General features: G+C 63.6%; 22 protein-coding genes. 17 read left to right on the forward strand and 5 right to left on the reverse strand.

Going from position 1 to position 23,715, the window contains the following annotated elements; all coding sequences use genetic code 11:
- The first annotated feature begins 173 nt into the window (after positions 1-173).
- Positions 174-1,070 (forward strand): NAD(P)-dependent oxidoreductase, encoded by an 897-nt coding sequence (locus J4D28_RS14565; RefSeq protein WP_101281920.1) that lies wholly within the window; start codon positions 174-176, stop codon positions 1,068-1,070.
- On the opposite strand, the gene J4D28_RS14570 is transcribed toward J4D28_RS14565, so the two are convergent.
- Positions 961-3,249, reverse strand: coding sequence for a bifunctional diguanylate cyclase/phosphodiesterase (locus J4D28_RS14570; RefSeq protein ID WP_103331130.1), 2,289 nt, complete (start codon positions 3,247-3,249; stop codon positions 961-963). The genes J4D28_RS14565 and J4D28_RS14570 overlap by 110 nt on opposite strands.
- A 144-nt stretch (positions 3,250-3,393) precedes the next feature.
- Complete coding sequence (locus tag J4D28_RS14575) at positions 3,394-3,753, reverse strand: YkgJ family cysteine cluster protein (RefSeq protein WP_016702058.1); 360 nt, start codon at positions 3,751-3,753, stop codon at positions 3,394-3,396.
- A gap of 338 nt (positions 3,754-4,091) precedes the next feature.
- Here J4D28_RS14575 and J4D28_RS14580 point away from each other — a divergent pair, with 338 nt between their 5' ends.
- Positions 4,092-5,438, forward strand: a complete 1,347-nt coding sequence (locus tag J4D28_RS14580) for an MFS transporter (RefSeq protein ID WP_009047392.1) — start codon at positions 4,092-4,094, stop codon at positions 5,436-5,438.
- Positions 5,439-5,599: 161 nt separating this feature from the next.
- Here the strand turns inward: J4D28_RS14580 and rapA are convergent, their stop codons facing one another.
- Complete coding sequence (gene rapA / locus J4D28_RS14585) at positions 5,600-8,446, reverse strand: RNA polymerase-associated protein RapA (protein ID WP_103331131.1); 2,847 nt, start codon at positions 8,444-8,446, stop codon at positions 5,600-5,602.
- Positions 8,447-8,665: 219 nt separating this feature from the next.
- On the opposite strand from rapA, the gene J4D28_RS14590 reads away from it, so the two are divergent.
- From J4D28_RS14590 to ccoM, 3 genes are all read left to right on the forward strand, one after another.
- Complete coding sequence (locus J4D28_RS14590) at positions 8,666-9,007, forward strand: hypothetical protein (protein ID WP_009047394.1); 342 nt, start codon at positions 8,666-8,668, stop codon at positions 9,005-9,007.
- A 230-nt stretch (positions 9,008-9,237) separates the two neighbouring features.
- Positions 9,238-9,396: a hypothetical protein gene (locus J4D28_RS14595; protein WP_023968072.1), complete on the forward strand. Its 159-nt coding sequence runs from the start codon at positions 9,238-9,240 to the stop codon at positions 9,394-9,396.
- Positions 9,397-9,541: 145 nt separating this feature from the next.
- A complete protein-coding gene (ccoM, locus tag J4D28_RS30580; protein WP_007926603.1) occupies positions 9,542-9,658 on the forward strand; it encodes a cytochrome c oxidase subunit CcoM in 117 nt (38 codons plus the stop codon).
- Positions 9,659-9,810: 152 nt separating this feature from the next.
- Here ccoM and J4D28_RS14600 read toward each other — a convergent pair whose 3' ends face one another.
- Both J4D28_RS14600 and J4D28_RS14605 read right to left on the reverse strand, forming a co-directional pair.
- On the reverse strand, positions 9,811-11,286 hold the full coding sequence (locus J4D28_RS14600; protein WP_038581614.1) for an inorganic phosphate transporter: 1,476 nt from the start codon (positions 11,284-11,286) through the stop codon (positions 9,811-9,813).
- A gap of 353 nt (positions 11,287-11,639) precedes the next feature.
- The gene (locus J4D28_RS14605; protein ID WP_009047397.1) at positions 11,640-11,840 is read right to left on the reverse strand and encodes a hypothetical protein; all 201 of its coding nucleotides are present in this window, start codon (positions 11,838-11,840) and stop codon (positions 11,640-11,642) included.
- A 212-nt stretch (positions 11,841-12,052) separates the two neighbouring features.
- Between J4D28_RS14605 and J4D28_RS14610 the strand changes: the two genes are divergently transcribed.
- The 12 genes from J4D28_RS14610 to pcaC all read left to right on the forward strand — a co-directional run bounded on the left by J4D28_RS14610 (position 12,053) and on the right by pcaC (position 23,491).
- Positions 12,053-12,283: a hypothetical protein gene (locus J4D28_RS14610; RefSeq protein WP_038581612.1), complete on the forward strand. Its 231-nt coding sequence runs from the start codon at positions 12,053-12,055 to the stop codon at positions 12,281-12,283.
- A gap of 201 nt (positions 12,284-12,484) precedes the next feature.
- Positions 12,485-13,327, forward strand: a complete 843-nt coding sequence (gene pcaR, locus J4D28_RS14615; RefSeq protein ID WP_009047398.1) for a pca regulon transcriptional regulator PcaR — start codon at positions 12,485-12,487, stop codon at positions 13,325-13,327.
- Positions 13,328-13,640: 313 nt separating this feature from the next.
- Positions 13,641-14,987 carry an MFS transporter gene (locus J4D28_RS14620; RefSeq protein WP_009047399.1) on the forward strand — a complete coding sequence of 449 codons (1,347 nt, stop codon included), beginning with the start codon at positions 13,641-13,643 and terminating at the stop codon, positions 14,985-14,987.
- A 311-nt stretch (positions 14,988-15,298) separates the two neighbouring features.
- Positions 15,299-16,156, forward strand: coding sequence for a CoA transferase subunit A (locus J4D28_RS14625; RefSeq protein ID WP_009047400.1), 858 nt, complete (start codon positions 15,299-15,301; stop codon positions 16,154-16,156).
- On the forward strand, positions 16,153-16,935 hold the full coding sequence (locus tag J4D28_RS14630; protein ID WP_177477880.1) for a CoA-transferase subunit beta: 783 nt from the start codon (positions 16,153-16,155) through the stop codon (positions 16,933-16,935). Before J4D28_RS14625 ends, J4D28_RS14630 begins: the two co-directional genes overlap by 4 nt.
- On the forward strand, positions 16,932-18,137 hold the full coding sequence (gene pcaF / locus J4D28_RS14635) for a 3-oxoadipyl-CoA thiolase (protein ID WP_172667003.1): 1,206 nt from the start codon (positions 16,932-16,934) through the stop codon (positions 18,135-18,137). The genes J4D28_RS14630 and pcaF overlap by 4 nt, the downstream gene beginning before the upstream one ends.
- Positions 18,138-18,166: 29 nt before the next feature.
- Positions 18,167-18,871, forward strand: coding sequence for a protocatechuate 3,4-dioxygenase subunit beta (gene pcaH, locus J4D28_RS14640; protein ID WP_009047403.1), 705 nt, complete (start codon positions 18,167-18,169; stop codon positions 18,869-18,871).
- Between the two features lies 1 nt (position 18,872).
- Positions 18,873-19,439, forward strand: a complete 567-nt coding sequence (pcaG, locus tag J4D28_RS14645) for a protocatechuate 3,4-dioxygenase subunit alpha (RefSeq protein WP_038581605.1) — start codon at positions 18,873-18,875, stop codon at positions 19,437-19,439.
- A gap of 128 nt (positions 19,440-19,567) precedes the next feature.
- A complete protein-coding gene (locus J4D28_RS14650; RefSeq protein WP_016702068.1) occupies positions 19,568-20,863 on the forward strand; it encodes an MFS family transporter in 1,296 nt (431 codons plus the stop codon).
- Between the two features lie 47 nt (positions 20,864-20,910).
- Entirely contained in the window at positions 20,911-22,275 is a 1,365-nt protein-coding gene (locus J4D28_RS14655; RefSeq protein WP_103331132.1) for a 3-carboxy-cis,cis-muconate cycloisomerase, read from the forward strand.
- An 11-nt stretch (positions 22,276-22,286) separates the two neighbouring features.
- On the forward strand, positions 22,287-23,087 hold the full coding sequence (pcaD, locus tag J4D28_RS14660) for a 3-oxoadipate enol-lactonase (protein WP_103331133.1): 801 nt from the start codon (positions 22,287-22,289) through the stop codon (positions 23,085-23,087).
- Between the two features lie 11 nt (positions 23,088-23,098).
- On the forward strand, positions 23,099-23,491 hold the full coding sequence (pcaC, locus tag J4D28_RS14665; protein WP_009042505.1) for a 4-carboxymuconolactone decarboxylase: 393 nt from the start codon (positions 23,099-23,101) through the stop codon (positions 23,489-23,491).
- Positions 23,492-23,715 lie beyond the last annotated feature (224 nt).

A 23,715-nucleotide genomic window follows, 5' to 3' on the forward strand; every position in this document is an offset into this window, starting at 1 on the left:
CTGGTCGGCTCGGTGACAAGATATCAAAGAGCCATCAAGTGGGATCTCGCGACTTTACAGTGCGATATTGGCCCCAGCGATAGGGATAAGTCTGATGGCCGCTAGGGGGAATCCTTTCCTAAGTTCAGATAAATCGGCCAGTTTTCGGTGATCTTTAATCAAAAGGAGGCAAGATGATGGCAACGTTACCCACCCTCGGGTTTGCCGGTATTGGCCTGATGGGCTTGCCCATGTGTCGCCGTCTGCTGGCGGCGGGTTATCCCCTGGTGGTGTGGAATCGCAACCGGGAAAAATGCGCGCCGCTGCTGGAGGCTGGCGCGCGACTGGCCGAGACCCCGGCCCGGTTGTGCGAGGCGGCGGACCTGGTGCTGCTGTGCCTGGCCAACACCGAGGTGGTGCGCGAGGTGGTGTTCGGTGCCGAGGGCATTGCCCAGGGAGCCCGGGCCGGCCAGTTGCTGGTGGACCTCTCCAGCCTGGAGCCGACCGCCACCCGGGAAATGGCCGTGCAGCTGGCGAGCACGACCGGCATGGGCTGGGTCGATGCCCCGGTGTCCGGCGGCACGCCCGGTGCCGAGGCTGGCAGCCTGGCGATCATGGTCGGTGGCGAGGCGGCGGATATCGAAAGGGTACGCCCGGTCCTGCTCAACCTGGGGCAACGGGTGACTCATATGGGCGGTGTCGGCGCCGGCCAGGTGACCAAGGCCTGCAACCAGATGATCGTCGCCTGCAATGCGCTGGTGATCGCCGAAGTGGTGGCGCTGGCCGAGCGTTCCGGGGTCGATGCGTCATTGCTGGCCGAGGCGCTGGCCGGTGGTTTCGCCGATTCCAGGCCGCTGCAGATCCTCGCCCCGCAGATGGCCGAGAGCCGCTTCGAACCGATCAAATGGCATGTACGCACCCTGCTCAAGGATCTGGACGGTGCGGTGAAGTTCTCCCGTGAACAGGGCTCGGCCACGCCGATCAGCGGATTGGCTGCACAACTGATGCGCCTGCATGGCGGCCAGGGCTATCTGGAGCAGGATCCCGCGACCCTGGTCCGCCTGTATCGCGAACCGGCGTCAGAGGGCTGACCGCGGCGACGGCGGGTCGCATGCGCTGCTCGATCTCGTCGATCACCCCGGGCAACTCTTCCAGGGGTATTGCGCGGCTGAGCAGGTAACCCTGGATGAAGTCGCAGCCGTATTGGGCGAGGAACTCGTACTGCTGCACGCTCTCGACGCCTTCGGTCACCACCTGCAAGTGCAGGGTATGGGCCATGACGATGATCGCCTGGACGATCTCCTTGTCCTGGGTCGACTGGGGCACGTCCTGGATGAACGAACGGTCGATTTTCAGGGTGTTGAGCGGCAGGCGCTTGAGGTAGGCGAGGGACGAGTAACCGGTGCCGAAGTCATCGATCGACAGCGACACCCCGAGATTGCGGATCTGCCGCAACAGGGCCACGGTGCTGTCGATGTTGCCCATCAGGGCGTTTTCCGTGACTTCCAGTTCCAGGCGCTGGGGCGCGACACCGGCGCTGCCCAGGGCGTTGGCGATCTCTTCGGCCAACTCCTCCCGGGCCAGGTTCAGGGCCGAGCAGTTCACCGCGATTTTCAGCTCGGCAAAGCCGTGGCGGGACAGGGCGGCCAGGTCCTCGCAGGCCTTGCGCAGGACCCAGTTGTCCAGTTCGGCAATCAGCCCGTTGGCTTCGGCGATCCCGATGAAGCGATCCGGGGCCAGCAGCCCGTGCAACGGATGCCGCCAGCGCACCAGCGCTTCAAGCTTGCTGACCTTGCGGCTGCCCAGGTCGTAGATGGGCTGGTAATACAGGGTCAAGCCGGCTTCGTTGCGCAGGGCATTGCGCAGTTCTTCCTCCAGTTGCAGTTCCAGGCTCGCCTTGGTCTTCAGGTTGGTGCTGAAGAAATGCAGGCTGTTGCGACCGCTGCCCTTGGATTGATAGAGCGCCAGGTCGGCATGCTTGAGCAGCTCTTCGCTGGTCTTGCCGTCGTCGGGAAAGACGCTGATGCCGATGCTGGTGGTCATCACCATGCGCCTTCCTGCCAGCTCGATGGGTTCCTTCATCTTGCTCATGATGCGTTGCGCCATGTGCTGGGCTTCGTCGCGGTCGCTCAAGCTCATGAGGATGCAGGACTCGTCTCCGCCGAAACGCGCCACTACGTCTTGATGGCTGCGGGTGGAGCTTTTGATATGGCCGGCAATCACCTTCAACAGTTCGTCGCCGGCATCGTGGCCGAGGCTGTCGTTGATCCGCTTGAAGTGATCGATGTCGAGGAACATCACCGCGAGCATGCCGCCCTGCACGGTCTTTTCAATGAGCTTTTCGGCGAACAGCTGGTTGAAGCCGCGACGATTGATGAGGTTGGTCAGGGAGTCGTAGTGCGCCACCTGTTGCAGCGCCACCCGGGCCTGGTCCAGTTGGCTCAGCAGGGTGTTGACCCGGCGCAGGTCCTGTTCCTTGTGCTGGAGTTTCTTGTCCGCCAAGGCCGCGCTGATGCTGCTGCCAATGATCAACAGGGCGATGACGGCGATGGTCAGGCCCAGTTGCAAGGGGTTGTCGTCCACCGCGATGGAGGGTGTGCCCGTCGCCGGCAGCACCAGTTTCAACGCCCACATGCCGGTGAAATGCATGGCGACTATGCCGCCCCCCAGCAGCAGGCTGGCCGCGTATTTGAGCAACTGGTGGAGCACGCCGCTGCCGTTGCTCAGGTAGCGGGACAAGAGCAGGGCGACCAGGCTCGCGCTGATGGCGATGGCAATCGACAGGCCGAACAGGTCGGGCTGGTAGTAGGCCGTGGCTGGCGAGCGCATGGCCGCCATGCCGACATAGTGCATGGCGCAGATGCCCAGGCCGATCCAGATCGACGCCAGCAGGTAGCGCCATAGCTGCAACTTGGGATGGCTGAGGGTCTTCATCGCCAGCCAGGATGCAATCACCGCGATCAGCAGCGACAGCAAGGTCATGGGCAGGTCGTAATGGGTTTCGATGGGGATCTGCAGTGCCAGCATGCCGATGAAGTGCATGGCCCAGATGCCGCCCGCCAGGCAGAAGGCGCCGACCCAGCGCCAGCGTTGCTGGGCCGCCGCCAGGTCGACGTGGCGCACCCGTTCGGCCATGTCCAGGGTGGCGAAGCTGCCGGCGCAGGCCACCAGATAGGCGAGGATCACCAGCACGGGGTTGTGGTTGCAGGTGAGTAATACCTGCCCGCCTTCGGGGAGCTCGGTAAAAAAATGCAGACCAAGCCATTCCATCGCATGCCCCGTTTCTTGAGTCATCCAGGGCCAGCCCTGGGTGGCTGGCCAATGGGACTGAGTATAGGAAGCCGAGTCGAGGCCGGGAACGATGGTGGCAAATTGACTTAAATGATTTTGGAATTCAGCTCATAGCCAATCGAGCTAAGCACTCTGTTCGAAGTACAGCGCCGGCTCCAGGGGCGCGAGCCCGAATGCCGCGCGCGCGGCGTCGCAATCGACGTTCTGTTGGCCATTTTCCCAGGACGCCTCGAATTCGCGGCAGGTGCTGGAGCGCTGGTGGTAGATCGAACAGCTGACTTCCTTGCCGACCTCGCCGGTCAGCGCGGTGCAGCGGGTCGGCTTGCAATCGGTGCCGAGCATGGCGACCCGGCTGGGGCTGATGGACGCCACCAGATCGTCGGGGACCGTACCGCCGGAAGAGGCGCATTCACCCCAGAAAAAAGACACACGAAAGTGTGAACAGCAGGCACCGCAATTCAGACACGGACTGGCTTCGGACATGGGCGTATTCAAAGGGGAGGAGGTTGATGAGGGGGGCAGCAAGGCCGCTATTCTAGGCTTCGCAACGGCCTTGGGAAGGGGGCGCGCGAGGTATTTTTCAGGCCCTGCGCAAGCCCTTGAAAAATCGGGCTTTAGCCCCGGTATCCGGGGGCTTGCGGCGGTTTAGGCGGGGGCGCTGGCGCTGTTCGGGCGGTCGTCGAGCGCGGTCGACGGCCCGCGCTTCGGATTGCCTGGTATCAGCCTTACGAATCATTACAGACAAGCGCGGCGGGGCTGACTAGATTGCAACTTCCAGGCTCGGTTGCGTCTGGCCGAATAACAATAAAAGAGACCGACCCATGCAGAACTCGACCCAAGCGGCGAATGCCTGGCGCATTCTGTTCCTGTTGTTCCTGGCTAACCTGTTCAACTTCTTCGATCGCACCATTCCGGCCATCATCATCGAGCCGATCCGCATGGAATGGCACCTGAGCGACTTCCAGATCGGCATCATCGGCACCGCCTTCACCATCGTCTACGCCATTGCCGGCCTGCCCCTGGGGCGCATGGCCGATACCGGCTCGCGCAGCAAACTCATGGGCTGGGGCCTGGCGGTGTGGAGCGGGCTGACCGCGGTCAACGGCCTGGTGGGCAGTTTCTGGAGTTTCCTGCTCGTGCGCATGGGCGTCGGCATCGGCGAAGCCAGCTATGCGCCGGCCGCCAACTCGCTGATCGGCGACTTGTTCCCGGCCCATCGCCGGGCCCGGGCCATGGGCATCTTCATGCTCGGCCTGCCCCTGGGCCTGTTGCTGGCGTTCTTCACCATCGGCGCCATGGTCAAGGCCTTCGACAGCTGGCGCGCGCCGTTCTTTATCGCCGCGGTGCCGGGCCTGTTGCTGGCGGTGTTCATGTTCTTCATCAAGGAGCCCAAGCGCGGTGCGGCGGAAACCGTCAAGGTTTCCCAGGAACGCGTCGACCGGCCGATCCGCCGGGTGCTGGCGATCCCGACCTTTCTCTGGCTGGTGCTGGCCGGGCTGACCTTCAACTTCGCCACCTACGCCTGCAACTCGTTCCTGGTGCCGATGCTGCAGCGTTATTTCCTGATGCCGTTGCAGGACGCCGCGGTGGCGACCGGGGTGATAGTCGGGTTGACCGGCCTGTTCGGGCTGACCCTGGGCGGCTGGGTCGCCGACAAGATTCACCAGCGTGTGGCCAACGGTCGGTTGTTGTTCGCCGCCTTCAGCATGCTGATCTCGACCCTGTGCACCGCCTGGGCCCTGCATGCCGGGCGCATCGAAATCGGGGTGTTCGTCGCGGTGTTCAGTGTCGGCTGGCTGTTCGCCTACAACTTCTATACCTGCGTTTACACGGCGATCCAGGATGTGGTCGAACCCCGTCTGCGCGCCACGGCCATGGCGCTGTTCTTCGCCGGCCTGTACCTGCTGGGCGGTGGCCTGGGGCCGGTGGTGGTGGGGGCGCTGTCCGATCACTTTGCCCATGCGGCGATGTACGCCGCCGGGGCTGAGCAGATGACCGAGGCGTTCAAGGCGGTTGGCCTGCATGACGCCATGTACCTGATCCCGGTGGCGTTGCTGCTGACCATGCTGTTCCTGTTCCTGGCCTCGCGCTGCTTCGTGCGCGATGCGCAGCGGATGAAGGACGGGTTGGTGCCGGCCGCGCCAGCGGGGGCTGCGGTGACCGCCTGAACAGTGCTTTGTAGGAGCGAGGCTTGCCCGCGATGAACGATGACGCGGTGTGCCAGATAGAACGGGTTGCCCCCATCGCGGGCAAGCCTCGCTCCTACAGAAGCCGATAAAAAAGGCCCGCATTGTGCGGGCCTTTTCATTTACCGGGAGAGCAGGGGGAATCAGCCCGCTACCAGTACCCGGATCGCTTCCAGGCGCAGCGCTGCTTTCTCAAGCATGGCCAGGCCTTGTTCGCGTTGTTGGCGCAGGGCCACCAGCTCGCTGTCGCGCACGGTCGGGTTGACCGCCTGCAACGCGGTCAGGCGCGCCAGTTCTTCGTCGGTGTCGGCGGCCAGGCGACGTTGCGCCTCGGCCACGCGCTCGGCGTGACGTGGGGCAATCTTCGCTTCGCCAGCGTTGATCTTCGGCGTCAGCTGGTCGCGCTGGGCCTGGATGAACTTGTTGGCGCTGGCCCGTGGCACGCTTTCCAGCTGGTCGTTGAGGGTCTCGAAGGCGACGCGCGCCGACAGGTCGTTGCCGTTGGCGTCCAGCAGGCAGCGCAGGGCGGCCGGTGGCAGGTAGCGGCCCAGTTGCAGCGAGCGCGGTGCCACCACTTCACTGACGTACAGCAGTTCCAGCAACACGGTGCCGGGTTTCAGCGCCTTGTTCTTGATCAGCGCCACGGCGGTGTTGCCCATGGAGCCGGACAGCACCAGGTCCATGCCGCCTTGCACCATCGGGTGTTCCCAGGTGATGAACTGCATGTCTTCGCGAGACAGCGCCTGGTTGCGGTCGTAGGTGATGGTCACGCCTTCGTCGTCGCCCAGGGGGAAGCTGGCGTCGAGCATTTTTTCGCTTGGCTTGAGGATCAGCGCGTTGTCCGAATGGTCTTCGCTGTCGATGCCGAAGGCGTCGAACAGGGTTTCCATGTAGATCGGCAGGGCGAACTGATCGTCCTGCTCGAGGATCGCTTCCACCAGCGCGTCGCCTTCGCCAGCGCCGCCGGAGTTGAGCTCCAACAGACGGTCGCGACCGGTGTGCAGCTCGGCCTCAAGGCGTTCGCGCTCGGTGCGCGCCTCGTCGATCAGCGCTTGCCACTCGCCGTCGTCGGCTTCTTCCAGCAGCGGCAGCAGGCGCGGGCCGAACTGATGCTGCAGGGCGTTGCCGGTCGGGCAGGTATTGAGGAAGGCGTTCAGCGCTTCGTTGTACCACTGGAACAGGCGCTCTTGCGGGCTGGTTTCCAGGTACGGCACATGCAGTTCGATCACGTGTTTCTGGCCGATCCGGTCGAGACGGCCGATCCGCTGCTCCAGCAGGTCCGGGTGCGATGGCAGATCGAACAGCACCAGGTGGTGGGCAAACTGGAAGTTGCGACCTTCACTGCCGATTTCCGAGCAGATCAGTACCTGGGCGCCGAACTCTTCGTCGGCGAAGTAGGCGGCGGCGCGGTCGCGCTCGAGGATGTTCATGCCTTCGTGGAACACCGTGGCCGGGATGCCGGAACGCACACGCAGGGCGTCTTCCAGGTCCATGGCGGTTTCCGCATGGGCGCAGATCACCAGGACCTTGGTGCGCTTGAGCATTTTCAGCTGGTCGATCAGCCACTCGACACGCGGGTCGAATTTCCACCAGCGCTCTTCTTCGCTGGCGTCCGGCTGGGCCTGGAAGCTGACTTCCGGGTACAGCTCGGCGTGTTCGCCCAGCGGCAGTTCCAGGTATTCGTCCGGGCACGGCAGCGGGTAGGGGTGCAGCTTGCGCTCGGGGAAGCCTTGCACCGCGGCGCGGGTGTTGCGGAACAGCACGCGGCCGGTGCCGTGGCGGTCCAGCAGCTCGCGCACCAGGCGCGCGCTGGCCTCGCTGTCGCCCTCGTTGACGGCGGCGAGCAGGGCTTCGCCTTCGTTGCCGAGGAAGTTGTGGATGGTCTTGTGCGCTTCGGGCGACAGGCGTCCTTTATCCAGCAGTTCCTGCACGGCTTCGGCCACCGGGCGATAGTTTTCGCTCTCGGCGCGGAAGGCGGCCAGGTCGTGGAAACGGTTCGGGTCGAGCAGGCGCAGACGGGCGAAGTGGCTGTCCTGGCCCAGTTGTTCCGGGGTGGCGGTGAGCAGCAGGACGCCCGGAATCACCTCGGCCAGCTGTTCCACCAGCGCGTATTCCGGGCTGACCTGGTCTTCGTGCCATACCAGGTGGTGGGCTTCGTCGACCACCATCAGGTCCCAGCCGGCGGCGAACAGCGCGTCCTGGGCCTTCTCGTCCTCCACCAGCCATTCCAGGGCCACCAGGGCGAGTTGGGTGTCCTCGAAGGGGTTGGCGGCATCGCTTTCGATAAAACGTTCTTCGTCGAACAGCGCGACCTGCAGGTTGAAGCGCCGGCGCATTTCCACCAGCCACTGGTGCTGCAGGTTTTCCGGGACCAGGATCAGCACGCGGCTGGCGCGGCCCGACAGCAGCTGGCGATGGATCACCAGGCCGGCTTCGATGGTCTTGCCCAGGCCCACTTCGTCCGCCAGGAGAACCCGCGGCGCGATACGGTCGGCGACTTCACGGGCAATGTGCAACTGGTGGGCGATCGGCTGGGCGCGTACGCCACCCAGGCCCCACAGCGACGATTGCAGCTGGCGGCTGGTGTGTTCCAGGGTGTGGTAGCGCAGGGAGAACCAGGCCAGCGGGTCGATCTGCCCGGCGAACAGACGGTCGCTGGCCAGACGGAACTGGATGAAGTTCGAGAGTTGGGTTTCCGGCAGGGTGACGACTTCGTTCTGCCCGTTGAGGCCGTGGTAGACCAGCAGGCCATCGACGTCGTCGACTTCGCGCACGGTCATCTTCCAGCCTTCGAAGTGGGTGATGGTGTCACCCGGGGAAAACCTCACGCGAGTGAGGGGCGCATTCCGTAGCGCATACTGGCGAGTGTCGCCAGTGGCCGGATAGAGCACGGTCAGCAAGCGGCCGTCCTGTGCCAGAACGGTGCCTAGACCTAGCTCGGCTTCGCTGTCACTAATCCAGCGTTGCCCCGGTTGATACTGCTGCGCCATGCTGCCTGACTCCCGCCTTGAAAAAGCCGACTATGTTAACGGATCGGCGCCCTCAGGCCAAAGAACTCTAACAAAAACAACTACGCTGGAAGGTAGCGTATCGGGCGCATTTGTCGGGGCTCGGGGCACTATCGGGTGACGACTGGGTCACAAGTTTGCGACCGATGGCTCAAGTCGCCCCCGCAGCAGCCGACAGCCTGCCGACAGGAGACCAATAATATGCTGCCCCCGATGCTGCCCTTGAGTGCCGTGCCCGTGACCTCCCAGCAGGATCCGATCCGGCCGCGCCCGGATATCCCGCCGGTGGTGCCGGTGCAACAGAGTTCCAACGAAAGCACCATCGACCTGCAAAAGCGCGATGCCGAACAGTCGGCGTTGCTGCTGCGCGAAGAACAGCAGCGCCAGCAACAAAAGCACAAACGCCAGCGTGAGGCCGAGAACGATCCCGAACTGCACCTGGCCGTGCCCGGGGACGAGTTGAATGCCGACAACACTGTGCCGGTGGTGCCGCTGATCGAGGATGCGCCACGCCAGGGGCTGTGGGTCGACGTCGAGGTTTAGATACCGCTCTTGAATGCCTGCAACGGCGAGGCAAGGCATCACATGCCGCAATCCGCACGATGCTGGTCAAATACGGCGGACCTCCACCTTTAATTGCGCTCGATACCTGCCGATCACTGGTCAGCCGCCGCGTCACGCCGCATTATTGGCAAACCCGCAAGGGCCGCAGCCGCGCTATCTATATATAGAGGCTGTGGTCGACATTGACCTGAATGATGCAAGCCAACGCCATGAGCCAAGACGACAACCTGATCGACCTGAACGCCGAACGTGCCAAGCGTGTGCATGACCTGAAGGAAAAGCGCCTGAATGAAGTGCGCCAGGCATTCGAGCAGGCAATGCCTTTGGGCAAGCCGAAGAAGAAACCGAAAAAGCCGAAAAAGCGCTGAACCGGGCGCGATCTGTTGATGTAAGTCAGTTATTTCCCCTCCCTGTCGTCCTGTCTTGGGCGACCATTGACCCCGGTCAATTTTCCCCGCCGCCTCTTTGGTTAACTTAGCCCCATCGCAACAGGGCAAGAGCAGGAGGCCAGTCATGTTTTTCGACAATGTGGTGATCGCCGGAGTGCTGACTGTCGGCCTCATGGTTCTGTTTTTCGCCGGGTTTGGATTTTTCATCTGGAAAGATGCGCATAAACGCAAAAAACCTTAAGTCTTTCCGGTAACGAGCACGCAAGGCATTTTGGGCAACTTCGGTTGCCCTTTTTTTTGCCTGTGTGTTTTGTGGGGGAACGATCACTTCCTTCAGGCACAAAAAAAGGTGCGACCCAAGGGGCGCACCTTTTTTGTCGCGGACCGAGCGAATCAGGTCCCGAGGGCTTTCGAGGCCAGCCAGAACAGACCGGCCGACAGCGCCACGGTTGCCGGCAGGGTCAGTACCCAGGCCAGCAGGATGGTGCGTACGGTGCCGCTTTGCAGGCCGCTTTTGTTGGCGACCATGGTCCCGGCGACACCCGACGACAGCACGTGAGTGGTCGATACCGGCAGGCTGAAGATATTGGCCATGCCGATCAGGCCGGCGGCGGTGATCTGTGCCGACATGCCCTGGGCATAGGTCATGCCTTGCTTGCCGATCTTTTCACCGATGGTCTGCACCACACGTTTCCAGCCGATCATGGTCCCCAGGCCAAGGGCCAGGGCCACGGCCAGGATCACCCAGAACGGCGCGTATTCGGTGGTGGCGGTCAGGTCTTTGCGCAACTTGTCCAGGTCAGCCTTTTCACGGGCCGCGAGGTTCGGCAGCTTGCCGACTTTCTTCGCTGTGTCGTCCAGGCAGAGCAGGTAGCGACGCACTTCGATGCGGCTTTCGGCCGGCAGCGAGTGATAGTCGGCTACACCCTTGAGGGTGCCCAGCAGCGCGTCGATGGTCGGTTCGGTCTGCTGCGGGTTGCAGCGGAACTTGCCTGGCAGATCGTCCTTCACGCTTTTGCCCAGGGCCAGGAACTCGCCCAGGGAGTCCTGGTTGCGCTGGTAGAACTGGCTCAGGTGCAGGGTGGCGTCGCGGGTACGTTCGATCTGGTAGGTGGTGCTGTTCAGGTCGAGCACGAACTGCGCGGGCACGATACCGATCAGTACCAGCATGATCAGGCCGATGCCTTTCTGGCCGTCGTTGGAACCGTGCACAAAGCTCACGGCCATGGCCGAGATCACCAGCACCAGGCGGTTCCAGAAGGGCGGATGTTTCTTGTCGTCGACCTTGCGGCGTTGTTCCGGGGTCTTGTGCATCTTCGAGATCGGGCGCCACCACTTCAGGCCGATCAGCACCAGGGCGGCAATCAGGAAGCCGGCCATGGGCGAGAACACCAGGGAAGCACCGATGTCGATCGCCTTCTGCCAGTTCACGCCATCGCCCAGCGGGATGTCGTTGAGCAGGGCATTGGCCAGGCCGACGCCGAGGATCGAACCGATCAGGGTGTGGGAGCTGGAAGCGGGAATACCGAAGTACCAGGTGCCCAGGTTCCAGGTGATGGCCGCGGCCAGCAACGAGAAGACCATGGCCAGGCCGTGGCCGGTGTTGACATTGATCAGCAGCTCGACCGGCAGCAGATGGACGATGGCATAGGCCACGCCGACGCCGCCCAGCAGCACGCCGAGGAAATTGAATACACCGGAAAAGAATACGGCCAGGTGCGGCGGCATGGCTTTGGTGTAGATAACAGTGGCAACCGCATTTGCGGTGTCATGAAAGCCGTTGATGAACTCGTAGGCGAGGACAAAAGCCAGGGCGAGCAAGAGGCTCACAAGCACCCAAGCATCCAGTCCGCTGAATAAATCGATCATGAAGGTTTTCTGACCCGGTCATAAGGGGGCGCGATTATGCCAGAAAACCCTGGTAATCGATGCACTAGGTGCTGGTTGGTAACATTCTTCAACGAAAAAGCCGGAGGCAGGCCAATGGCCATGCCTTTTTTCGAGGCATGGGCAAGCCCTTGATTTTACTGGGGCTCATCCTCAAGGTCAGGGGTGCAAGACTCAGCCAAACGTCTCAAACGCTTGTATGAAATTTCACTTCCATGACAGTTTTTGAGCCCTTGGGCCCCATCCGCGGCTGCACGGCGGATGCCCGGCCGACCTTGCGATCGGCATTTATCTGCAAGGGCATCGAGCAGTGCGAAAGCTTCAGGCGAAGAGCGTCACGGCTGTTCTGCCTTGAGCTCTTTTTCCATCTTTTGCAGTTCTTGGGTAAATGCCTGGTCGAGAATGCTGGCGCGCTTTCGCCAAGGTTTGCGTTCCGGTTCAGGCTGGGCGGCGTAGGTGGTGACTTCGCCTCCGTAAACTTCCTTGTAACGTTGTTCCTGGCGCTCAAGTTCCGCGCGCAGTTCGTCTTTCGTCACAGTGTTACCTAACTGAGTTGAGATTATCCCGATGATACGCATTGCCTCGATCGGGTTTATCGAGCGCCTCGTGCTCGGCTCGATTAAAGGAGCCAGGATTGCGATGGGGCTCGCCAAACCGCTTCTTGTTGCATGCGGCCACGCCACCGGACAAGAACAGCTGTCGTAGCAACAGTCACTTTTTTGCAAGCACATTGGCCTGGCATATTGAGATGAGCGTCAAGCGCTTGCAGCAGGAAGCGTCACTTACCGATACGCACCCTGATGATGCTGCCGAACGCAGAAAAGCGTCGGTGATCACTTTGCTCATTATAGCGGCGGCCATGAATAACTCTATCGGCAATAAGTTAAAAATCGTCAACTTGATATCAGGGTTTTGTTACACGAAAGTTTTAAGCCGAATGATGAGAGGGGTGACGCTGCAGTTCTGTAACAAGGCCTGACAAGTTGCCTGGACTAATACGGAAGAAATGAGAGTTTTATTGGCGGCGAAAAAACGCCGCATCGCGTAGAAGCACTTAGTCGCGGTGGATTGCGATTATCGGTCGATGGTTCGATAATCGCCCAATGTTGGCTGTGCAGGCTTGTGCATCCTCTCCAGTACGGCTTGTAATAAGCCAGACTTCCGTCGCAGAGAACCTGAAATGAACGATCAATTGCGTAATTCCTTCGCTTCCGCCGCGCCACCGATTGTCGCTTCGCCGGCCAAGCGGATTCAGGCGCTGACGGGTGATCCGGATTTCATGACTTCTCTGGCTCGCGGCCTGGCGGTGGTCCAGGCCTTTCAGGAGCGCAAGCGCCATCTGACCATTGCCCAGATCAGCCACCGCACGGAGATTCCCCGGGCCGCCGTGCGCCGCTGCCTGCATACCCTGATCAAGCTCGGTTACGCCACCACCGACGGCCGCACCTATTCGTTGCTGCCCAAGGTGCTGACGCTGGGGCACGCCTACCTGTCTTCCACGCCGCTGGCGGTGTCGGCCCAGCCTTACCTGGATCGCATGAGCGAGCAACTGCACGAAGCCTGCAACATGGCCACCCTGGAAGGCGACGACATTCTGTACATCGCCCGTTCGGCCACCACCCAGCGCCTGATCTCGGTCGATCTCTCGGTCGGTGGGCGCCTGCCGGCCTACTGCACGTCCATGGGGCGGATCCTGCTGGCGGCGCTGGATGACGCTTCGTTGCGCGAATACCTCGAGCACGCCGACCTGCAAGCCAAGACCAGCCGTACCCTGCACACGCCAGAGGCGCTGCTCGAATGCCTGCAACAGGTTCGGCAGCAGGGCTGGTGCATTGTCGATCAGGAGCTGGAGCAAGGCCTGCGCTCCATCGCCGTGCCGGTGTACGACGCTTCGGGCCAGGTGCTGGCCGCGCTCAATGTCAGTACCCATGCCGGCCGCGTCAGTCGCGCCGAGCTGGAGCAGCGCTTCTTGCCGGGCCTGCTCAGCGCCAGTCGCGACCTCAGCGCCCAATTGTTCGCTTGAGGGCTGCCTGCTTAAGCTGTTCGATAAACGCACAGATACGCGCTTGCTGAATTGACGCTCTTTCCCTTGCCTCATTAATGTCGCGGCAGCGTCATCCGGCCACTGGAGCTCTGCCTCTCCATTGGCCGCGTGGCGCCCCCCATAATAATGAAGAGGCCAACCCGCCCATGAGCATCGCCCGCGCGCCCAGCCGCGCTCCTTTATCCTGCCTTCGCCTGCCGACGGCCTGATCCCGCAAGACCCTTTTTCGATTTGAACCGACCAGCTTTGGCTGGCACCTGTTCGCCTGCGTTTTTCGCGTGGAATAAAAATAATGAACCAGCCTCAATCCGCTGTAGGGAACTGCCTCGATGTGCAGTCCTTTATCAATGCCCAGCCGCTGTCGCGCTATCAGTGGCGGGTGGTGATCCTGTGTTTCCTGATTGTCTTTCTCGATGGCCTCGACACCGCGGCCATGGGATTCATCGCGCCGGCGCTGTCCCAGGATTGGGGTATCGACCGTGCCAGCCTCGGCCCGGTGATGAGTGCGGCGCTGATCGGCATGGTGTTCGGGGCGCTGGGCTCCGGCCCATTGGCTGACCGCTTCGGGCGCAAAGTGGTGTTGGTGGGGGCGGTGCTGCTGTTCGGTGCCTTCAGCCTGGCGTCGGCCTACAGCACTAATGTCGACCAGTTGTTGGTGCTGCGTTTCCTCACCGGCCTGGGCCTGGGCGCCGGCATGCCGAATGCCACCACGCTGCTCTCCGAATACACCCCCGAGCGCCACAAGTCGTTGCTGGTGACCAGCATGTTCTGTGGTTTCAACCTGGGCATGGCCGGTGGCGGTTTCATTTCCGCCAAGCTGATCCCGGCGTTCGGCTGGCACAGCCTGTTGCTGATCGGCGGGATCCTGCCGCTGATTCTGGCGCTGGTGCTGCTGGCCTGGCTGCCGGAGTCGGCGCGTTACCTGGTGGTGCGCAATCGTGGCACCGACAAGGTGCGCAAGGCCCTGGCGCCCATCGAGCCGGGCACGGTCGGCCAGGCCGCGAGCTTCAGCGTGCCGGAACAGAAGACGGTGAAGGCGCGCAATGTGTTCGCGGTGATTTTCTCCGGGACCTACAGCGCTGGCACCTTGCTGTTGTGGCTGACCTATTTCATGGGGCTGGTGATCGTGTACCTGCTGACCAGCTGGCTGCCGACCCTGATGCGTGACAGCGGCGCGAGCATGGAGCAGGCGGCCTTTATCGGCGCGCTGTTCCAGTTTGGCGGGGTACTCAGCGCCGTGGCGGTGGGCTGGGCCATGGACCGCTTCAACCCGCACAAGGTCATCGGCACCTTCTACCTGCTGGCCGGGGTCTTCGCCTACGCGGTTGGGCAAAGCCTGGGCAACATCACCTTGCTGGCGACCCTGGTGCTGATCGCCGGCATGTGCGTCAACGGCGCGCAATCGGCGATGCCGTCCCTGGCCGCGCGTTTCTATCCGACCCAGGGCCGCGCCACCGGCGTGTCGTGGATGCTCGGCATCGGCCGCTTCGGCGCCATCCTCGGGGCCTGGATGGGCGCCACGCTCTTGGGGCTGGGCTGGAACTTCGAGCAGGTGCTGACCGCGCTGGTGATCCCGGCGGCGCTGGCGACCACGGCGGTGGTGATCAAGGGCATGGTCAGCCATGCGGACGCGACCTGATCGAATGAGCAAAGCGCTCCCGAAGGGGGCGCTGAATACCTGTAGCCGCTGCCGCAGGCTGCGATAAGGCGAAGGCCTTCAGCGAGCCTGAGGTCTTCGCGACCGTTCTCCGAACGCGGCCCGGGTCGATCGCAGCCTGCGGCAGTGGCCGCGGCGCAATCGATAGTCAGGCAACAATCTGTTCGATAAACGAACGCTCAGTCGATTATCGGATTGTTTGGGTTTTTCCCCCGGCTTAATCTTCAGTCACTCAGGCGTATCCCTCGCGCCTTTTTCTTCCAGTCGCTCAATAACAATCGGGAGATCCCTCCATGGCTGAAATCCTTTCGCTGCACGATGCGGTGAAGCAGTTCGTCAACGACGGCGATACCGTCGCGCTCGAAGGCTTCACCCACCTGATCCCCACGGCCGCGGGTCACGAAATCATTCGCCAGGGCAAAAAAGACCTGACCCTGGTACGGATGACCCCTGACCTGATCTACGACCAGTTGATCGGTGCCGGTTGTGCCCGCAAGCTGATTTTCTCCTGGGGCGGCAACCCGGGCGTCGGCTCCCTGCATCGCCTGCGGGACGCGGTCGAGAAGCAATGGCCGCATGCCCTGGAAATCGAAGAGCACAGCCATGCCGACCTGGCCAACGCCTACGTGGCGGGTGCCTCGGGCCTGCCATTCGCGGTGTTGCGCGCTTATGCCGGCTCCGACCTGCCGAAGGTCAACCCGTTGATCAAGAGCGTGACCTGCCCATTCACCGGTGAAGTGCTGGCGGCAGTGCCATCGGTACGCCCTGACGTCACCGTGATCCACGCGCAAAAAGCCGACCGCAAGGGCAACGTGCTGCTGTGGGGCATCCTTGGCGTGCAGAAGGAGGCCGCCCTGGCCGCCAAGCGCTGCATCGTCACCGTGGAAGAAATCGTCGACGACCTGAACGCGCCGATGAACGCCTGTGTGCTGCCGACCTGGGCCCTGAGCGCGGTCTGCCACGTACCGGGCGGCGCCCATCCGTCCTACGCCCACGGTTACACCGAGCGCGACAACATCTTCTACCAGGCCTGGGACCCGATCGCCCGCGACCGTGAAACCTTCACCGCCTGGATCAACGAATACATCCGCGGCAGCGCTGACTTCAGCGAATTCCAGGCCAAGCTGGCCGCAGCAACGGGGGCCAAATAATGACTTACACCACCAATGAAATGATGACCGTTGCCGCCGCCCGCCGCCTGCAGAACGGCTCGGTGTGCTTTGTCGGGATCGGCCTGCCGTCCAAGGCCGCCAACCTGGCGCGCCTGACTTCGTCGCCGGACGTGGTGCTGATCTACGAATCCGGCCCGATCGGCGCCAAGCCCAGCGTGCTGCCGCTGTCCATCGGTGACGGCGAACTGGCCGAGACCGCGGACACCGTGGTGCCGACCGGCGAGATCTTCCGCTACTGGCTGCAAGGCGGGCGTATCGACGTCGGTTTCCTCGGCGCCGCCCAGGTCGACCGTTTCGGCAACATCAACACCACGGTGGTCGGCGATTACCACCAGCCGAAAGTCCGCCTGCCAGGTGCTGGCGGTGCGCCGGAGATCGCAGGTTCCGCCAAAAGCGTGCTGATCATCCTCAAGCAGTCGTCGCGCTCCTTTGTCGACAAGCTCGACTTCATCACCTCGGTCGGTCATGGCGAAGGCGGCGACTCGCGCAAACGCCTGGGCCTGCCAGGGGCCGGGCCGGTAGGGATCATCACCGACCTGTGCATCATGGAGCCGGAAGCCGGCAGCCATGAGTTCGTGGTTACCTCGCTGCACCCGGGCGTGACCCGTGAGCAGGTGGTCGCCGCCACCGGTTGGGCGATCCGTTTCGCCGACCAGGTCGCAGAGACCGCCGCGCCGACCGAGATCGAACTGACCGCCCTGCGCGACCTGGAAGCCCGCACCGCCGCGGCCCATGGCCAGACCCCGGGAGAAGCCTGATGCGCGAAGTGTTTATCTGTGACGCCATTCGTACCCCCATCGGCCGCTTTGGTGGCGGCCTGTCGACCGTCCGTGCCGACGATCTGGCCGCCGCGCCGATCAAGGCGCTGATCGAGCGCAACCCGTCGGTGGACTGGAGCGCGGTGGACGAGGTGTTCCTCGGCTGCGCCAACCAGGCCGGCGAAGACAATCGCAACGTGGCGCGCATGGCGCTGCTGCTGGCCGGGCTGCCGGAAACCATTCCGGGTGTGACCCTCAACCGCCTGTGCGCTTCGGGCATGGATGCCATCGGCACTGCCTTCCGCGCCATCGCCAGTGGCGAGATGGAGCTGGCCATCGCCGGCGGCGTCGAGTCGATGTCCCGTGCGCCCTTTGTCATGGGCAAGGCCGACACTGCCTTTTCGCGCAACATGAAACTGGAAGACACCACCATCGGCTGGCGCTTCATCAACCCGCTGATGAAGGCCCAGTACGGCGTGGATGCCATGCCGCAGACCGCCGACAACGTCGCCGACGATTATCAGGTGTCGCGCGCCGACCAGGACGCGTTCGCCCTGCGCAGCCAGCAACGCACCGCCGCGGCGCAGGCCGCCGGGTTCTTCGCTGAGGAAATCGTCCCGGTGCGTATCGTCCACAAGAAGGGCGAGACAGTGGTCGAGCAGGACGAGCATCCGCGGGCCGATACCTCGCTGGAAACCCTGAGCAAGCTCAAGCCGGTCAATGGCCCGGACAAGACTGTCACCGCCGGCAACGCCTCGGGCGTCAACGACGGGGCGGCGGCGCTGATCCTGGCGTCGGCCGAGGCGGTGAAAAAGCACGGCCTGACCGCCCGTGCCCGGGTGCTGGGCATGGCCAGCGCCGGCGTCGCGCCACGGGTGATGGGCATCGGCCCGGTGCCGGCAGTGCGCAAGTTGACCGAGCGCCTGGGCGTGGCGGTCAGCGATTTTGATGTGATCGAACTCAACGAGGCCTTCGCCAGCCAGGGCCTGGCGGTGTTGCGCGAACTGGGCCTGGCGGACGACGCGCCCCAGGTCAACCCCAACGGCGGCGCCATCGCCCTTGGCCATCCACTGGGCATGAGCGGCGCGCGCCTGGTATTGACCGCGCTGCACCACCTGGAAAAGACCGGTGGCAAGAAAGGCCTGGCGACCATGTGCGTGGGTGTCGGCCAGGGCCTGGCACTGGCCATCGAGCGCGTCTGACGCGCTTCTTATAAGAACGAGGATCAAGCATGACCGACAAGCCCGGTTACCGGCGCCCGCAACCAGGTACTCAGCCTGATTACCTGCACCCGGCCTACAAATCCACCAACACCCGCTCGCCGTCCAAGCCGCTGGTGTTCCTGCCCCATTCGCTGTCGGAAATCACCGGCCCGACCATCGGCGCCGATTACCTGCAGGACAAGGATAACGACCTGACCGCGCAGCATGCCGGCGAGCCCCAGGGCGAACGCATCATCATCCACGGCCGGGTGCTGGACGAGAACGGCTTGCCGGTGCCGGGGATCCTGGTGGAGATCTGGCAGGCCAACGCCGCCGGTCGCTACAACCACGAGCGTGACCTGCACGATGCGCCGCTGGACCCGAACTTCACCGGCACCGGGCGCACCGTCACCGACGCCGATGGCTGGTACCAGTTCCAGACCATCAAGCCCGGTGCCTACCCCTGGGGTAACCACCACAATGCCTGGCGTCCGGCACATATCCACTTCTCGCTGTTCGGGCCGAGTATCCTCACGCGCCTGGTGACCCAGATGTATTTCCCGGGCGACCCGCTGCTGGCCTACGACCCGATCTACAACTGCGTGCCGGACACCAGCGCCAAGGAACGCCTGATCGCCAGCTTCGACCTGGAGAAAACCATTCCGTCCTACGCCCTCGGCTACCGTTGGGACATCGTCTTGCGCGGCCGCGATGCCACGCCGATGGAGAAATAAGATGACGCTGACTGCGACCACGTCCCACACCGTCGGCCCCTACTACCACATCGGCCTGACCTGGCTGAACCGCGAAGACCTGACCCAGGCCGAGACCCTCGGCGAGCGGGTGGCGATCAGCGGCCAGGTGGTGGATGGCAACGGCGATTTCGTCAACGACGCCATGCTGGAAATCTGGCAGGCCAACGCGGCCGGCAAGTACGACCACCCTGAGGACGATCAGGCCAAGGCCCTGGACCCGAACTTCCAGGGCTTCGGCCGGGTGCCGGTGGATGGGGAAGGGCGTTTCCGCTTCACCACCATCAAGCCGGGCAGCGTGCCTGGCCTGCAGGGTTCGACCCAGGCGCCGCACCTGGTGGTGCTGGTGTTTGCCCGGGGCCTGGTCAAGCACCTGCTGACCCGCATCTACTTCGACGGCGAGCCGGCCAACGCGGCCGATCCGCTGTTGGCCTGCGTGCCCGAAGAGCGTCGCGCCACTTTGCTGGCCAAGGCGGATGCCGCGGGCCACTACCAGTGGAACGTGATCCTGCAGGGGACCGACGCGGAAACGGTGTTCTTCGATTATTGAGTGCGCCTGGGGGGAGTGGGCTGGTTCGCGATAAGGCTGAGCCGGTCGCTCCCCCCAAGGTCGTCTTGCGGAACGGGACTGTTACAAAGTATGTCTAGACTCACCACGTCCCCAAAGAGTGAAAAGCCATGACAACGTTAACCAGTCACTACACGACCGAGGAACGCAGCAAGAGGATCTTCGCGATCGTCGGCGCCTCCTCCGGCAACCTGGTCGAATGGTTCGACTTCTACGTCTACGCCTTCTGCGCGATCTATTTCGCCCCGGCGTTTTTCCCCTCCGACGACCCCACGGTGCAACTGCTCAATACCGCCGGCGTGTTCGCCGCCGGGTTTCTGATGCGTCCTATCGGCGGCTGGCTGTTCGGCCGGGTGGCCGACAAGCACGGGCGCAAGAATTCCATGATGATCTCGGTGCTGATGATGTGCGCCGGCTCCTTGGTCATCGCCTTCCTGCCGACCTACGCCAGCATCGGTGCCTGGGCGCCGGCGCTGCTGCTGATGGCGCGGCTGTTCCAGGGCCTGTCAGTGGGCGGGGAATACGGCACCACCGCGACCTACATGAGCGAAGTCGCGCTCAAGGGCCAGCGCGGGTTCTTCGCCTCCTTCCAGTACGTGACCCTGATCGGCGGGCAACTGCTGGCGGTGCTGGTGGTGGTGATCCTGCAACAGTTTCTCGACGAGGCGGAGCTCAAGGCCTGGGGTTGGCGCATTCCGTTCGTGATCGGCGCTATCGCCGCCCTGATCTCCCTGCTGCTGCGGCGTTCGCTGAAAGAAACCACCAGCAAGGAAATGCGTGAAGACAAGGACGCCGGCAGCGTGGCCGCGCTGTTCAAGCATCACTCGAAGGCCTTTGTCACCGTGCTCGGCTACACCGCCGGCGGCTCGCTGATTTTCTACACCTTCACCACCTATATGCAGAAGTACCTGGTGAACACCGCCGGCATGCACGCCAAGACCGCCAGCTACATCATGACCGGCGCGCTGTTCCTTTATATGTGCATGCAGCCGCTGTTCGGCATGCTGGCGGACAAGATCGGCCGGCGTAACTCGATGCTCTGGTTCGGCGCGTTGGGCACGCTGTGCACCGTGCCTATCCTGCTGACCCTGAAAACCGTTACCAGCCCGTTCCTGGCCTTCGTGCTGATCACCCTGGCCCTGGCGATCGTCAGTTTCTACACCTCCATCAGCGGCCTGGTAAAAGCCGAGATGTTCCCGCCGCAAGTGCGGGCGCTGGGGGTAGGCCTGGCTTATGCGGTGGCCAACGCGCTGTTCGGCGGTTCGGCGGAATACGTGGCCCTGGGCCTGAAATCCCTGGGCATGGAAAACACCTTCTACTGGTACGTGACGGCGATGATGGCGATTGCCTTCCTGTTCAGCCTGCGTCTGCCTAAACAGGCGGCGTACCTGCACCACGATCTTTGACCTGTCCGCGTGCGTCCGTCGCGGGCGCACGCCCCAAAGGATTGTTTATGAGTACACCGGCGAGCAACCAACTGTTCGATGCCTACTTCACCACCCGCGATATGCGCGCGGTGTTCTGCGACCAGGGCCGGGTCCAGGCCATGCTCGACTTCGAGGCCGCGCTGGCCCGGGCCGAGGCTCGGGTCGGAGTGATTCCGGCCGCGGCGGTGGCGCCGATCGAGGCGGCCTGCCGCGCCGGACTCTATGATTTTTCCGCCCTGGGCCAGGCCATCGCCACTGCGGGCAACTCAGCGATCCCACTGGTCAAGGCCCTGGGCAAGCAGATCGCCAAGACCGATGCCAGCGCCGAGCGTTATGTGCACCTGGGCGCCACCAGCCAGGATGTGATGGACAGCGGGCTGGTCCTGCAACTGCGGCAGGCGCTGAGCCTGATCGACAACGACCTGGCGCGCCTCGGCGGCATCCTGGCCGCCCAGGCCCAACGTTATGCCGACACACCCATGGCCGGCCGCACCTGGCTGCAACATGCCACGCCGGTCACCCTCGGCATGAAGGTCGCCGGCTGGCTGGGGGCCGTGACCCGCAGCCGCGAGCGTCTGGCGCAGCTCAAGCCGCGCTTGCTGGTGCTGCAGTTCGGCGGGGCCTCGGGCACCCTCGCGGCCCTGGGCGAGCAGGCCCTGCCCATTGCCCAGGCCCTGGCCGAGGAGTTGCAACTGAGCCTGCCGGAGCAGCCCTGGCACACCCAGCGCGACCGGCTGGTGGAGTTCGCCTCGGTGCTCGGCCTGATCGCCGGCAGCCTCGGCAAGCTCGGCCGTGACATCAGCCTGCTGATGCAGACCGAGGCGGCGGAAGTCTTCGAGCCGTCGGCGCCGGGCAAGGGCGGCTCCTCGACCATGCCGCACAAGCGCAACCCGGTGGGCGCGGCGGTATTGATCGGCGCGGCGACCCGGGTTCCCGGGCTGCTGGCGACGATGTTCAGCGCCATGCCCCAGGAGCACGAACGCAGCCTGGGCCTGTGGCACGCCGAATGGGAAACCCTGCCGGAGATCTGCTGCCTGGTGTCCGGTGCCTTGCAACAGGCGCTGCTGGTGGCCGACGGGCTGGAAGTCGACGCCGCGCGCATGGTCAGGAACCTCGACCTGACCCAGGGGCTGGTGCTGGCGGAAGCCGTGAGCATCGCCCTGGCCCAGCGCCTGGGCCGCGAGACCGCACACCATCTGCTGGAGCAGTGCTGCAAGCGTGCGGTGGCCGAACAACGGCATCTGCGCGCGGTGCTGGGGGATGAGCCGCAAGTGACCGCCGAGCTGTCGGCGGAAGAACTGGATCGCCTGCTGGACCCGGCGCATTACCTCGGCCAGGCGCAAGCCTGGGTCGAGCGCGCCGTGGCCGAACATTTAGCCTTGAACGCCTGAAGGAGACTGCCGTGGCATTCGTACAACTCGCCGATGGCGAACTGCATTACCAACTGGACGGCCCGGTCGATGCGCCGGTGCTGGTCCTGTCCAACTCCCTGGGTACCGACCTGCACATGTGGGACATGCAGATTCCGGCCTTTACCAAGCACTTCCGGGTGCTGCGTTTCGACACCCGTGGCCACGGCAAATCCCTGGTCACCGAAGGCCCCTACAGCATTGAGCAGTTGGGCCGTGACGTGCTGGCGCTGCTGGATGCGCTGCATATCCAGCGTGTGCATTTCTGCGGCCTGTCCATGGGCGGGCTGATCGGCCAGTGGCTGGGCATCAATGCCGGCGAGCGCCTGAACAAGCTGGTGGTGTGCAACACCGCGGCGAAGATCGGCGATCCATCGGTATGGAACCCGCGCATCGAAACCGTGCTGCGCGATGGCCAGGCGGCCATGATCGCATTGCGCGATGCCTCGATCGCCCGCTGGTTCACCCCGGACTTCGCCGCGGCGCACCCGGACCAAGCCAGGCTGATCACCGACATGCTGGCGGCCACCTCGCCCCAGGGGTATGCCGCCAACTGCGCGGCGGTGCGCGATGCGGATTTCCGCGATCAACTGTCGGCGATCGAAGCGCCGACCCTGGTGGTGTCCGGCACCGAAGATGCGGTCACGCCGCCCTCCGGCGGGCATTTCATTCAGGAGCGCGTGCGCGGCGCCGAATACGCCGAGTTCCATGCGGCGCACCTGTCCAACGTCCAGGCCGGCGCAGCATTCAGCGAACGGGTCGTGGCATTTCTGCTGGCTGACCAGAACATTTGAGGATGCCCCCGATGGACGAGAAACAACGTTACGCCGAAGGCATGCAAGTGCGTCGCGCGGTGCTGGGTGATGCCCATGTCGATCGCAGCCTGAGCACCCTGACCGAGTTCAACTCGGAGTTCCAGGAAATGATCACCCGGCACGCCTGGGGCGATATCTGGACACGTCCGGGCCTGCCACGCCACACCCGCAGCCTGATCACCATCGCCATGCTGATCGGCATGAACCGCAACGAAGAGCTGAAGTTGCACCTGCGCGCCGCCGCCAACAACGGCGTGAGCCGCGCCGAGATCAAGGAAGTGATCATGCAGAGCGCGATCTACTGCGGTATTCCGGCGGCCAACGCGACCTTCCACCTGGCCGAGTCGGTGTGGGACGAGCTGGGCGTCGAATCCCGCGCCTGATGACCCGCGACTTGTAAAGAAAGGCGGCGCCGAGCAACTCGGCGCCGCTGCGCTTTCCCTGCAGGAGCGAGCTTGCTCGCGATGAACCTGAGGGGGCCGCGTTCAATCCGCCAGTACGCGCCATCGTTGACGATCATCGCGAGCAAGCTTCGCTCCTGCAAAAAACAAGGCCAGCCCCGGGGAATGGGGCTGGCCTTGTTTTTGGCGTGGGGGAGCGAGTGGGC

This window comes from Pseudomonas sp. GW531-T4 (assembly GCF_017349615.1).
Taxonomy (GTDB): Bacteria; Pseudomonadota; Gammaproteobacteria; order Pseudomonadales; family Pseudomonadaceae; genus Aquipseudomonas; species Aquipseudomonas chlororaphis_I.